The 13,069-nt window shown below is 54.0% G+C and carries 12 protein-coding genes; 7 read left to right on the top strand and 5 right to left on the bottom strand.

All coding sequences use genetic code 11. The features are described 5' to 3' along the window. Positions 1 to 8 precede the first annotated feature (8 nt). Positions 9 to 1,646 (bottom strand): sigma 54-interacting transcriptional regulator, encoded by a 1,638-nt coding sequence (locus U868_RS0102535; RefSeq protein ID WP_080694301.1) that lies wholly within the window; start codon positions 1,644 to 1,646, stop codon positions 9 to 11. Positions 1,647 to 2,055: 409 nt separating this feature from the next. Here U868_RS0102535 and hydN point away from each other — a divergent pair, with 409 nt between their 5' ends. The 4 genes from hydN (at position 2,056) to U868_RS0102510 (ending at position 4,933) form a co-directional block, all read left to right on the top strand. Further along, positions 2,056 to 2,604: an electron transport protein HydN gene (gene hydN / locus U868_RS0102525; protein ID WP_025151917.1), complete on the top strand. Its 549-nt coding sequence runs from the start codon at positions 2,056 to 2,058 to the stop codon at positions 2,602 to 2,604. Between the two features lie 10 nt (positions 2,605 to 2,614). After that, positions 2,615 to 2,956 carry a hydrogenase maturation nickel metallochaperone HypA gene (gene hypA, locus U868_RS0102520; protein ID WP_025151916.1) on the top strand — a complete coding sequence of 114 codons (342 nt, stop codon included), beginning with the start codon at positions 2,615 to 2,617 and terminating at the stop codon, positions 2,954 to 2,956. A 32-nt stretch (positions 2,957 to 2,988) separates the two neighbouring features. After that, positions 2,989 to 3,261: a hydrogenase maturation factor HybG gene (hybG, locus tag U868_RS0102515; RefSeq protein ID WP_025151915.1), complete on the top strand. Its 273-nt coding sequence runs from the start codon at positions 2,989 to 2,991 to the stop codon at positions 3,259 to 3,261. 259 nt (positions 3,262 to 3,520) lie between these two features. Continuing rightward, positions 3,521 to 4,933, top strand: a complete 1,413-nt coding sequence (locus U868_RS0102510) for a sucrose-6-phosphate hydrolase (protein WP_025151914.1) — start codon at positions 3,521 to 3,523, stop codon at positions 4,931 to 4,933. Positions 4,934 to 4,992: 59 nt separating this feature from the next. Here the strand turns inward: U868_RS0102510 and frdD are convergent, their stop codons facing one another. Genes frdD through frdA form a run of 4 tightly spaced genes read right to left on the bottom strand, consistent with a single transcriptional unit; the run spans position 4,993 to position 8,300 of the window. After that, positions 4,993 to 5,349 (bottom strand): fumarate reductase subunit FrdD, encoded by a 357-nt coding sequence (gene frdD / locus U868_RS0102505; protein WP_004240583.1) that lies wholly within the window; start codon positions 5,347 to 5,349, stop codon positions 4,993 to 4,995. Between the two features lie 17 nt (positions 5,350 to 5,366). Continuing rightward, a complete protein-coding gene (gene frdC, locus U868_RS0102500) occupies positions 5,367 to 5,759 on the bottom strand; it encodes a fumarate reductase subunit FrdC (protein WP_025151913.1) in 393 nt (130 codons plus the stop codon). 11 nt (positions 5,760 to 5,770) lie between these two features. After that, positions 5,771 to 6,505 carry a succinate dehydrogenase/fumarate reductase iron-sulfur subunit gene (locus U868_RS0102495; protein ID WP_025151912.1) on the bottom strand — a complete coding sequence of 245 codons (735 nt, stop codon included), beginning with the start codon at positions 6,503 to 6,505 and terminating at the stop codon, positions 5,771 to 5,773. Then, on the bottom strand, positions 6,498 to 8,300 hold the full coding sequence (frdA, locus tag U868_RS0102490) for a fumarate reductase (quinol) flavoprotein subunit (protein ID WP_025151911.1): 1,803 nt from the start codon (positions 8,298 to 8,300) through the stop codon (positions 6,498 to 6,500). The genes U868_RS0102495 and frdA overlap by 8 nt, the downstream gene beginning before the upstream one ends. Positions 8,301 to 8,907: 607 nt before the next feature. Between frdA and glpA the strand changes: the two genes are divergently transcribed. The 3 genes from glpA to glpC are packed head-to-tail and all read left to right on the top strand — an operon-like array spanning position 8,908 to position 13,023. Next, the gene (gene glpA / locus U868_RS0102480; protein WP_025151909.1) at positions 8,908 to 10,554 is read left to right on the top strand and encodes an anaerobic glycerol-3-phosphate dehydrogenase subunit A; all 1,647 of its coding nucleotides are present in this window, start codon (positions 8,908 to 8,910) and stop codon (positions 10,552 to 10,554) included. Next, positions 10,544 to 11,830 carry a glycerol-3-phosphate dehydrogenase subunit GlpB gene (glpB, locus tag U868_RS0102475; protein WP_025151908.1) on the top strand — a complete coding sequence of 429 codons (1,287 nt, stop codon included), beginning with the start codon at positions 10,544 to 10,546 and terminating at the stop codon, positions 11,828 to 11,830. The genes glpA and glpB overlap by 11 nt, the downstream gene beginning before the upstream one ends. Continuing rightward, positions 11,827 to 13,023 carry an anaerobic glycerol-3-phosphate dehydrogenase subunit GlpC gene (gene glpC / locus U868_RS0102470; RefSeq protein WP_025151907.1) on the top strand — a complete coding sequence of 399 codons (1,197 nt, stop codon included), beginning with the start codon at positions 11,827 to 11,829 and terminating at the stop codon, positions 13,021 to 13,023. Before glpB ends, glpC begins: the two co-directional genes overlap by 4 nt. The last annotated feature ends 46 nt before the right edge of the window (positions 13,024 to 13,069 follow it).

Genomic DNA, 13,069 nt, shown 5'->3' with positions numbered 1-13,069 from the left:
ATATCAATTCAGTGATTATCTTCTTCGAATATATCCTGTACGGAAATACCTAACCGCTGCATACGGGATAATAATGTTGTCCGTTTCAGCCCCAGACGGGTTGCGGCACCCCGGGCACCGGCAACAACGCCGTTGGTGGCTTTGAGGGCAGCAATAATCCGGTCACGCTCTTCGTCATCATTCTCCGGTGCGGCAGTCTGCATCCGTTTTTCCAGTGAGCTCGGGGTCTCCAGCGCCGTTTTCAGGCGTGAATGCTTTGGGATATTCAGTTCATGCAACTGAATATTCAGGGTATTCCCGCGTGTCAGGATCACCGCCCGTTCAATGACGTTTTCCAGTTCACGCACGTTACCCGGCCACGGATAGCGGCTCAGTTGTTCAAGGGCATCACGCGGAATGCAGTCGATATTGCGGTTCATCCGGCGGGCAATCTTCTGTGTGAAGTAGGTCGCCAGCAGCGGAATATCCTCCGGACGCTCGCGCAGCGGCGGGATCCAGATAGGGAACACATTCAGCCGGTAGTAGAGATCTTCACGGAATTCGCGGTCATCGGTCATGGATTTCAGGTTGCGGTTGGTGGCGGCAATCAGCCGCACATCCACCGGAATCACCTTATTACCGCCGATGCGCTCAATTTCCCGCTCCTGTAACACCCGCAGCAGTTTTGGCTGGAGATCCAGCGGCATATCGCCGATCTCATCGAGGAACAGAGTGCTTTTATCCGCCATTTCAAAACGGCCGATATGGGTGGTGGTCGCGCCGGTGAATGCCCCTTTGTCATGACCGAACAAGTCGCTTTCCAGCAGCCCGGACGGGATGGCGGCACAGTTCATTTTGATCATGCTGCGGTGATGGCGGTCACTCAGGCGGTGAATGGCACGGGCGATAAGCTCCTTGCCGGTACCGGTTTCGCCGAGGATCAGCACAGTACTGTCGCTGGCGGCAACCAGATCCACCTGCTCCAGAATGTTGCGCATAGCATCACTCTGGAAAATGATCTCACTGAAACTTTCGTTATTGTGAATCTGTTCATTCAGCCACAGGTTTTCATGCTTAAGGCTGTCTTTCAGCCGTGTGATCTCTTCATAGGCCGCAGCATTATCCACCGCGATGGCAAACCGGGCGGCTATCTGCTTGAGCAGATTACAGTTATCGTCAGTAAAAATATGATTATTTTCATGAGATAATATCAGAACACCCAGCGGCTTATGGTTAAATGCCAGCGGCAGCAGCAGGGTTTCTGTCATACCCTGCGCGCAGACATGCTGATACAGCGGATCCTCTGTGGCACTGTCGAGTGTCAGACGCATCGGCTGGTTACTGTCCAGAACCTGTGCCAGATCAGGATGCAGTTCATCCAGATGATATAATGTCTTTTCTGCGGGTTTGCGGGCCTGATAATAGCTGGAATAACAAAGATATACAGCAGAACTGTAATTATCACACAATGCAATGCTTATCTGGCTCAGCCCGAAAAACCGGTGGATCTCGCGGGAGACCTCCGCAACCAGGCCGTCCATCTCCAGATGGGAAAGCACTGAGTTGGTGATATCTACCAATATCCGGTACTGGTCACGTTCATGGCGTATGTGTTCGGTCTTGTCAGTGTTGTCCACAACGTCTCCGCTCGTCTTCGTCTTTCTCATTCCTGATCCGGACGATTGCTCTTAAAATTAATTCTTCTCTGAATAGTTATAGGTATAAATAAGTTTCAGAGAGGTAATAACCATTATTGTAATGACTCTGTAAGAAAAGAATATCGCTGACTGATTTAAGTTTGATCCAATCCCCTATTTTTCGGCGGGATGAAAACCTACTATATTATGACGCAGACAGATGATAAAAATTATCGTCAAAAATGTCGAACTGGGTGACGAATATTCTCACTATGACACACAGCACGGCAGCATTATTTATTAATACGCTGATTTCACTGAAATTAAAAAAAATGCCAGACTGGCACGATGCATGCTTATTTCCTGATTATTCTAACCAGAGGGCGGCTGCACCGGAGTGCCGGATGTGAAGTCGCCGCGTATCATTCAGGAGAGTATGATGAACCGTTTCATCATTGCAGACCCAAAGAAGTGCATTGGCTGTCACACATGTGAAGTCGCTTGTGTCGTTTCGCATCAAGAGCAGGAAACCGGTATTGAAACCGTGGTGAAAGATGAATTCTTTCCCCGTATTCATGTGATGAAAGGGTACACCATCAGTACGGCGGTTGTCTGCCGTCAGTGTGAAGACGCACCGTGTGCCAATGTCTGCCCGAACGGCGCTATCAGCCGTAAAGATGATTTTGTGTATGTCGATCAGGCAAAATGTATCGGCTGCAAAACCTGTGTGATTGCCTGTCCTTACGGCACCATGGAAGTGATCAGCCGCCCTGTTGCACAACAGACCACCGCGCTGAACACCATTCCGCAGTACCGTGCGGAAGCCCATAAATGTGACTTATGCCATACCCGCGCGGGCGGGCCTGCCTGTGTGGAAGTGTGCCCGACTCATGCGTTAATGGTGGTTGACCGTAATAAGATGGATGAGATCGTCAAAGAACGCCGCCGCCGCGCCGCATTTGAAATGCCGGCCGGCCTGATGTCCTGAGGACAGACGGATGCATGAGGTTACGTTATGCCAGAATGCGCTTGATATTATCGAGCAGCAGGCAAAACAGAGCGGGGCGCAGCGCGTTACCGCAGTCTGGCTGGAACTGAGTGCGGTATCCTGTATCGAAGAGGATGCCCTGCATTTCTGCTTTGATATCGTCTGCCGTGATTCACTGGCGGAAGGCGCTGAACTGCATGTCACCACCGTCCCGGCGCAGGCCTGGTGCCGGGATTGCCGGAAACCGGTCAGTGTGGCCGGGTTTAATACCGGATGTCCGCACTGCGGCAGCCATAATCTGCAGGTGGACAGCAGTGATGCCATGCAGGTCAGACAAATCGAAATTCAGTAGTCCGGTAAGGACATATCAATCAGGAGCCGGTTATGTGTTTAGGTATTCCCGGGCAAATCGTTGCCGTGGGCAACGCTGTAACAGACAATGCGCAGGTGGAAGTATGTGGTGTCAGACGGGATGTGAACATCGCACTGGTTTGTGAGGGTGAGCCATCGGATATGCTGGGGAAATGGGTGCTGGTTCATGTCGGTTTTGCGATGAGCATTATTGATGAACAGGAAGCCCGCGATACGCTGGATGCATTACTGGCGATGGAAAGTGTCGAAGAGGATGTGTCGTATTTTCTGCGTGGTAATGCGTAGCGCTATGCTGCCCGGTTATCCTGCTAAAACACCTGTTCTCACAGGTGTTTAATCCTGTTATTTTCTGCCGTATCCCTCCGTTTTGTTATTCTTGCGCAAGACTGTCTTTTATTCAGGGCATTGCCTTTCTGCCGGTCTGATAACGCTGCTGCCTGCCGGATTCTGAATTATCTTAGAGGGTTGGTACTCGCATTCGGTACCGTATCTGTGCTTTTATGGTTCCGGAAAAAACAGAACAGGGGATACAGGGGACAGGGATATGGCACAGACAGCATTGTTGTCAGGGATTGTGCAGGCCTTAATGAAGCACCAGGGACGGGCACAGCGGGATATACATTATCCCGGCTGGCATACAGCGCCGGTGTGCGGCCTGATGAATGATCCGGCCGGGTTTATTTATCACAAGGGGCTCTGGCACCTGTTCTATCAGTGGGATCCGTTTGGCTGTGAACATAAATATCCGTGCTGGGGGCACTGGTCTTCAGCGGATCTGGTCAGCTGGATACATGAGCCGGTCGCGCTGCTGCCGTCCGGCAATTATGATACCGGCGGTTGTTTTTCCGGCAGTGCGGTGGTGAATGATGACTCGCTGACTCTCTGTTATACCGGTAGTCTGGTGTATCGTGACGGGTCACGGACATTGTGGCAGTGTCTGGCCCGGGAAAAGCCTGATGGCGGCTTTGAAAAATACGGTTCTGCGCTGGGGCTGCCGCAAGGATACAGCACTGATGTGATCAATCCGAAGGTCTGGCAGCACCGCAGTCAGTGGTACATGGTGCTGGGTGCCCGTGATGAGAATGACAGAGGCTGTGTGCTGTTGTATGACGCGGCGGAGTTAGGTGAATGGGTATTGCGTGGCGTACTGGCCGGCAGCCGTCGCGGCGGGTTACGGGATGCCGGGTATTTATGGGAAAACCCCGATTTTTTCCGGCTCGGTAATGAATGGGTGCTGCTGTGCTGCCCCCGTGGTATACCGCGTGAGCCTACCCGTTTTCTGAATAGTTCCCCCGGCGCGTATCTGGTCGGGCAGTTTGATTATGAAAGCAAAACCTTCCGCCATAAACCACAGTTGTATGAAGCCGATGCCGGATTTGAATTTTATGCCCCGCAGACCACTCTCGCCCCTGACGGACGACGCATTATGGTGGCGCTGATGGGGGGACCCGGCGGCGAAGAGATGCAGCAGCCGACCGTTAAAAACGGCTGGCTTCACCAGATGACCTGCCCCCGTGAGCTGACACTGCAGAACGGACAGCTGTACCAGCGGCCGGTGAAAGAGCTGGAGGCGTTGCGCGGTACCGGCGGGCAGTGGTCAGGTGAAGCGGATAATGCACTGGAGCTGAGTGCCGGGCGGCTGGAAGTGATTATCCGGCTCTCCGGCCCGCTTATTCTGAATTTCAGCAAACAGCTGATTTTTTCCTATGACGGGCATGAGATCCGTCTGTCGCGCCGCAGTCTGATCAGCGGTGACTGGCAGCACCGCTACTGGCAGGGAGAAGTAACACAACTGCATATTTTTACCGATCACTCGAGCGCGGAGATTTTTATCAATGACGGTGAGGCGGTGATGAGCAGCCGTTATTTCCCGCAGCAGACAGCGACACTGGTATTTCGTGGTCTTTCTCCGGTACAGCTCAGCTATTGGCAGCTTAATCGTGCGGAAGTGGCCTGACGGCAGATAAAAAAAGACCGGCTCATTTCAGGAACCGGTCTTTTTATGACAGACAATGATTACAGCGTGATTACACCAATCACGGCCATCACACTGAGGATAGTCGCCAGGCCGTAAAAGACCCAGCGTCCCGCAGGTACATGAATTTTCAGGTCATGCATGCAGTGGTGGATACGGTGAAGCGCACACCACAGCGGCAGGATGATCATCAGCAGCAGGAAAACCTTGCCGATAAAGCCCTGGCAGAAGGCCAGAATACGGCTGTAACTGAGCATATCCGGTGCAACAGCAAACGGAACCAGGAAAGCCAGCAGCACAATAACGGCCGGTGAAACAATGGCACTCCACATGCCGCCTGCGCCAAACAATCCCCAGAAAACCGGTTCCTGTGAGCGTTTCGGATTCGGATTAATCATATCAGTTTCCTTCCTTATCACAGTAACGCAACGGCCAGAATGACGGCGTTAACAATGAGGGTTACCACCCAGAGCAGACGGACAATCGGCTCCGGTCCCATTTTTTCGTCTTTGATAACGATATTGACGGCTTTCGGTGCCAGCTGGAACCAGGTCACCGTGTGCAGCAGCGTACCGGCCAGTGTCAGGATATTAACCAGTATCACCAGCGGATTCTGCAGGAAGTGGACATACCCTGCCCAGTCTGCCGGGCCGCCCTTAAGACAGTAAACGCCGTACATCACCAGCAGGCTGAACCAGAGCTGGACCACTGCGGTGCCTTCCCGCAGCATATAAAAACGGTAAAAACCGAGTTTATTCCACCATGTCGGTGTCATTTCACGCACATAAGGCTTACGTTTGGTCGTCATTTCTCTCTTCCTTATTGTGGTTTCAGACGGGCAATAATGTAATCTTCCGCGCTGGCGGCTTTACCCTGCTGAATAGCGGCTGCCGGATCCACATGTTTCGGACAGACTTCCGAGCAGTAACCCACGAAGGTACAGGTCCATACGCCGTTATCGCCGTTAATTTGTTTCATCCGCTCTTTTTTGCCGTGATCGCGGCTGTCGGTGTTATAGCGCTGCGCCAGTGTCAGCACACCCGGGCCGAGGAATTCCGGATTCAGGCCGAACTGCGGACAGGCCGCGTAGCACAGACCGCAGTTAATGCAGCCGGAGAACTGATGGTATTTCGCCATCTGTCCCGGGGTCTGGTTATTCGGGCCTTTGGACGGTTTGCGGTCATTGCCGATGATATAAGGCTTGATCGCTTCCAGGCTCTCGATAAAGTGCGTCATATCCACAACCAGGTCACGTTCGATCGGGAAGTTGCCGAGCGCTTCAACCTCCATACCCTGCGGGTATTCGCGCAGGAAGGTTTTACAGGCGAGTTTCGGCACCTTATTGACCATCATGCCGCAGGAGCCGCAGATAGCCATCCGGCAGGACCAGCGGTAGGAGAGATCCGGTGCCAGGTTGTCTTTGATATAGCCCAGCGCATCCAGCAGTGACGTCTGCTCATCGTAAGGCACCTGATACGTGACAGCGTGCGGCTCATTATCCGTTTCCGGGTTATAGCGCATCACTGACATTTTCAGCATTTTCATCTCAGCCATTGACGTTTTCCTTCTCTTTTGCCGCCTGTTCAGCCGCCGCCGCTTCACCACCGTAGACACGTTTTGCCGGGGCGGATTTGGTTATCTTCACATCACTGTATTCCAGATGCGGCGAACCGTCCGGATTGTGGAAAGCGAGGGTGTGTTTCAGGAAATTGACATCGTCGCGCTCAGTACAGCCTTCATCCAGACGCTGGTGTGCGCCGCGTGATTCTTTACGGTTAAAGGCGGAGTGCGCCATACATTCCGCGACATCCAGACCAAAGCCCAGCTCAATGGTGTAGAGCAGGTCGGTATTGAAGACAGAGGAGCGGTCAGTGATTTCCACCCGTTTGAAACGCTCTTTCAGTTCGGCCAGTTTATCGATGGTTTTCTGCATCAGCTCCGGTGTGCGGTAAATACCGCAGCCTTCTTCCATTGCCTCACCCATCTCATCACGCAGTCTGGACCAGCTTTCGGTGCCTTTCTGATTCATCAGCGCTTTCAGGTTGTTTTCAATGTCAGCGGTGCGGGCATCGATAGCATTACTGCTGGCGGCGTGGGTTTCCTGTGCGTGCTTAACCGCTTCTTCCCCGGCCAGGCGACCGAAGACCACCAGTTCCGCCAGGGAATTGGAGCCGAGGCGGTTAGCGCCGTGCAGACCGACGGAGGAACACTCGCCGACCGCAAACAGCCCTTTGATGCGGGTTTCACAGCGCTGGTCGGTTTCGATACCGCCCATGGTGTAGTGCGCGGTCGGACGGACGGGGATCGGCTCTTTGACCGGATCCACGCCGACATACGCTTTTGCCAGCTCGCAGATAAACGGCAGGCGCTCCAGCAGTTTTTTCTCGCCGAGATGACGCAGATCCAGATAAACCACATCACCGCGGCTGGTTTTGATAGTCCGGCCTTTGCGCCACTCGTGCCAGAACGCCTGGGAGACTTTATCGCGCGGGCCGAGTTCCATGTATTTATTTTCCGGATGGCCGAGCGGGGTTTCCGGCCCCATGCCGTAATCCTGCAGATAGCGGTAGCCGTCTTTATTGACCAGAATACCGCCTTCACCGCGGCAGCCTTCTGTCATCAGAATACCGGAACCCGGCAGACCGGTCGGGTGATACTGAACGAATTCCATATCCCGCAGCGGTACGCCGTGACGGAAGGCCATGCCCATCCCGTCACCGGTGACAATCCCGCCGTTGGTGTTATAGCGGTAGACACGACCGGCGCCGCCGGTGGCCATAATCACCGAATTAGCGCGGATCTGAACTTTTGTCCCTTCCATCATATTGATCGCCACCAGACCGCGCACATGGCCTTCATCCACAATAATATCGAGGACAAAATGCTCATCAAAACGCTGAATCTGCGGGTATTTCAGAGAGGTCTGGAACAGGGTGTGCAGCATATGAAAGCCGGTTTTATCGGCAGCGAACCAGGTCCGCTCGATTTTCATACCACCAAAACGGCGCACGTTGACGGAACCGTCTTCTTTACGGCTCCAGGGGCAGCCCCACAGTTCCAGCTGGGTCATTTCTGTCGGACAGTGTTCGACAAAATACTCCACCACATCCTGCTCACATAACCAGTCGCCCCCGGACACCGTATCACCGAAATGATAGTCATAGGAATCATGGGATTGTGTCACAGCCGCAGAGCCACCTTCTGCGGCCACGGTGTGGCTGCGCATCGGGTAAACTTTTGAGATCAGAGCAATTTTCAGGTTCGGGTTAGCTTCTGCAGCGGCAATCGCCGCCCGCAGCCCTGCACCGCCTGCTCCGATAATTGCGATATCGGCATTAAAGGTTTGCACTGTGCTTCTCCATTGTTCAGGTAAATCGAAAGTTAAAATGTAAAAACGAAATCTGACACAGGTACTTAAAATTGTTATCAGTAACCGAATCCTTTCAGTTGATAAAAACGCTAATCAATTCCGGTTACTGACTGGTTATAAAAATCACATTCTGCTTAAAGTATAGCGAATAGTTGATCGTTTAAATTTGATATAACCAAGGGTTTTAAGCGCTAATTTTTCATTTTTGCGGATGAATAACCGGATATTTCAGGTAATCACCTAAGTAATTACTTTGCTGTATCTGTTTTGTTTGTTTTTCGTTAAATGAAATATGCAAGGTAAACATATAATTAGCGCTAAAAGCATAGCGCATATCAACAGCGGTACAATCATTAAATAGCAGAGGTGTGAATCAGACAGAAAACCGGCGGAAAATCAGGTGGTTTTCTGGTGGTTTTTGCGGAAAACTCCGGATGTTGCGGATGTGTGATATTCATCACGACTATGGATTATTTCGCTCTGATTTTTAGTGTTTTGTTTTCGTTTTTGCTCATTATCAATCATAAAGGAAGAAAAAACGGCTACGCTATCACCATAATAAAGGAACATGACTGAGAGGAACCCCATGTCTGATTCACCTGTCAATGAAGCGGATGTCATTATCATCGGCGGTGGCGCAACCGGTGCCGGGATGGCACGGGACTGCGCCCGGCGGGGGCTGCGCACGCTGTTGCTGGAGCGGTTTGATATCGCGACCGGCGCGACCGGCCGTAACCACGGCCTGCTGCACAGCGGTGCCCGTTATGCGGTGACGGATCCGGAATCCGCCCGTGAGTGTATTTCGGAAAACCGGATTTTGCGGCGCATTGCCCGGCATTGTGTCGAGGAAACCAGCGGCCTGTTTATCACACTGCCCGAAGATGAGATGGCGTATCAGGCCACGTTTATTGAAGCCTGCCGCGCGGCAGGCATTGAAACTCAGGTGATGTCCCCGCAGGAGGCGCTGCGTTTTGAGCCGTCGGTAAACCCGGCGCTGCTGGGTGCGGTGAAAGTGCCGGACGGCACGGTGGATCCGTTCCGCCTGACTGCCGCCAATATGCTGGATGCAAGGGAGCACGGTGCGCAGGTGCTGACTTATCACGAGGTCACGGATGTGCTGCGTCAGGGCGATCAGGTAACCGGCGTGCAGGTTTATGACCATCAGAATCACCGCCGCTATCCGCTGTATGCCCCGGTGGTGGTCAATGCGGCCGGGATCTGGAGTCAGCGTATCGCCGGTTTTGCCGGGGTACAGATCAGTATGCTGCCTGCCAAAGGATCACTGCTGATCCTCGGGCACCGCCTCAACCAGCGTGTTATTAACCGCTGCCGCAAGCCGGGTGATGCGGATATTCTGGTGCCGGGGGATACCATTTCCCTGATTGGCACCACGTCAGTTCATATTCCTTATGATGATATCGACAACATGATTGTCACGGCGGATGAGGTCGATACCCTGATCCGCGAGGGTTCGCGGCTGGCACCGGCAATGGCGCAGGCGCGTATTCTGCGGGCATATGCGGGGGTCCGTCCGCTGGTGGCGGCGGATGACGATCCGACCGGGCGCAGTATCAGCCGGGGGATTGTGCTGCTGGATCATGAGAAACGTGACGGACTGCGCGGCTTCCTTACTATCACCGGCGGCAAGCTGATGACTTACCGGCTGATGGCGGAGTGGGCGACAGACGCGGTGTGCGCGAAGCTCGGTATCACCGCGCACTGTTCCACGGCGGAGGAACCGCTGCCGGGCTCGGCACATTCGGCGGAACAGACATTGCGTAAAGTGATCTCCCTTCCTGCTCCGTTACGCGGATCGGCGGTGTACCGTCACGGCGATCGCGCGGCAGAACTGCCGCACACTACGCGGCTGGATAAAAGTCTGGTCTGTGAGTGTGAAGCGGTCACTGCCGGTGAGGTGCGCTATGCCACGGAAAGCCTGACGGTGAATAACCTGCTGGATCTGCGCCGCCGCACCCGTGTCGGTATGGGGACCTGCCAGGGCGAGCTGTGCGCCTGCCGGGCGGCGGAGCTGCTGACTCAGCTGAAAGTCACCACCGCTGAAAAATCCGAAACCGAACTGATGCATTTTCTGAATGAACGCTGGAAAGGTGTGCGCCCGGTGGCGTGGGGGAATGCGCTGCGGGAGAGTGAGTTCACCTGCTGGGTGTATCAGGGATTATGCGGGCTGGAAAACAGCGGGGCAGAAGAACAGGGAGAGCAGCATGAAATATGATGTGGTTATCGCGGGCGGTGGTCTTGCCGGTCTCTCCTGCGGCGTGAAGCTGGCAGAGAGCGGACTGAGCTGCGCCATTATCAGCGCCGGACAGAGCGCGCTGCATTTCTCATCGGCATCACTGGATCTGCTCTCGGCACTGCCGGACGGGCAGCCGGTCACGGAACCGCTTTCCGCCCTGGCAGCGCTGGCACATCAGGCGCCTGCCCATCCTTACAGTGTGATAGGGGAAAGCGCGGTGCGCCGCGGCGTGTCACAGGCAATGGCGCTGTTACAGCAGGATGCCTTACCGTTGCGGGGATCGGCGGAACGTAATCACTGGCGTCTGACCCCGGCCGGACAATGGCGGATGAGCTGGCTGACACCGGATGTGGTGCCGGTTCTGAGCGAAAAAATGACGGCAGACTGGCAGCAGGCTGCGGTTATCAGTATTACCGGTTTTCTTGATTTTCAGGCGGAAATGGCCGCCGCCGCACTGACCCGTCAGGAATATCCGGCACAGGCGTATACCCTGCATCTGCCGTGCCTGGATAAGTTACGCAATAACCCGAGTGAGTTCCGCTCTGTCAATATTGCCCGTGTGCTGGATTTGCCGCAAAACCGGCAGGAACTGGCTGATGAACTGGCACAGTGCGGGATCACGGAACAAACCCTGATTTTACCGGCCTGTTTCGGGGCGGAAAACAGTGACGGAGTGGCTTTTTTACAGCAGCAGCTGAATAAAACGGTTTATCAGTTGCCGACCCTTCCGCCATCACTGTTGGGAATGCGCCTGCATCAGGCATTATTGCGCCGTTTCCGCCGGGCGGGGGGATTTGTGATGCCGGGGGACAGTGTCATTTCTGTCCGCCGTGACGGTGAGCGGATCACGCAGCTGTTTACCCGTAATCATGGTGATATTCCGGTACAGGCTGAGCAGTTTGTGCTGGCGACCGGCAGTTTCTTCAGTAACGGGCTGGCGAGTGATATTAACCATATTTATGAGCCGCTGCTGAATCTGAATCTGACCGAAACTCTGCCGCGCCGGGAATGGACATCAGCAGATCTGTTTGCCCGTCAGCGCTATCTGGAAGCCGGAGTGGCAACAGATGCACATCTGCATCCGGCGGATGCGAATGGCACTATCACCAACCTGTATGCCGCCGGGGCGGTGCTGGGCGGGTATAACCCTCTGCAGGAGGGCTGCGGTGCGGGTGTTTCTCTTGTCACTGCGATGTACGCAGCAGAACAGATTCTGGCGCAGATTGGCGCGGCGGTAACGGAGGAACAGGTATGAGTACGGGACAAATACAGTTTGAGAACTGCATCAAATGCACCGTCTGTACAACGTACTGCCCGGTGGCGAAAGTGAATCCGGATTATCCAGGCCCGAAACAGGCGGGACCGGACGGTGAGCGGCTGCGCCTGAAAGATGCCATGCTGTATGATGATGCGCTCACCCTCTGCACCAACTGCAAACGCTGCGAAGTGGCGTGCCCGTCAGATGTCCGTATCGGGGATATTATTGCCCGTGCCAAACTGACATATTCCCCGTCACGGCCGAAAATCCGCGACGCGATTCTGAGCCACACTGATCTGATGGGATCACTCTCCTCGCCGTTTGCGCCGGTGGTCAATACCATCACCGGGATGAAACCGGTGCGCAAACTGCTCGATACCGCTCTGAAAATTGATCACCGCCGTGAGCTGCCGAAATATTCGTTCGGTACTTTCCGCCGCTGGTACAAAAAACAGCAGGAAAAGCAGACAAAATTCGGCGAACAGGTCGCGTACTTCCACGGTTGTTATGTGAATTATAACCATCCGCAGCTTGGTAAAGATGTGATTAAGGTGTTTAACAGCATGGGGATCGGCGTGCAGCTGCTGGAGCGGGAAAAATGCTGTGGTGTGGCGCTGATCGCCAACGGGTTTGCAAAGCAGGCGAAAAAACAGGCGGCGGTGAATGTGGAGTCCCTCACCAAAGCCATTGTTGAACAGAAAATGCCGGTGATTGCGACATCTTCCACCTGTGCTTTTACCCTGCGGGATGAATATCCGCATATCCTGGATGCGGATACCGCACCGCTGCGCGATAACATAGAGCTGGTGACCCGTTATCTTTACCGGCTGATGCAGGACGGGCGCAAACCGGCGCTGAAGCATACGCCGCTGAAAGTCGGCTATCATACGCCGTGCCATATGGAAAAAATGGGCTGGACAGCCTATTCCCTTGAGCTTATCCGCTCAATCCCCGGGGTGGAACTGATCGTGCTGGATTCACAGTGCTGTGGTATCGCCGGAACTTACGGGTTTAAAAAGGAAAACTACGAAACATCACAGGCGATTGGTTCCCCGCTGTTCCGCCAGATAGAGGAAAGCGGTATTGACCTGGTGATCAGTGACTGTGAAACCTGCAAATGGCAGATTGAGATGTCGACCAGCAAAAAATGCGAACACCCGATATCCCTGCTGGCGCGGGCGCTGGCATAAATAATGGATGACAGAAACCGCCAAACCGGGTGTGCTGCGTTATGAG

The organism is Morganella morganii H1r, assembly GCF_000633515.1.
GTDB classification, from domain to species: domain Bacteria; phylum Pseudomonadota; class Gammaproteobacteria; order Enterobacterales; family Enterobacteriaceae; genus Morganella; species Morganella morganii_B.
The sequence above is the reverse complement of the archived record's forward strand: the minus strand, read 5'-3'. Positions and strand labels throughout refer to the sequence as shown.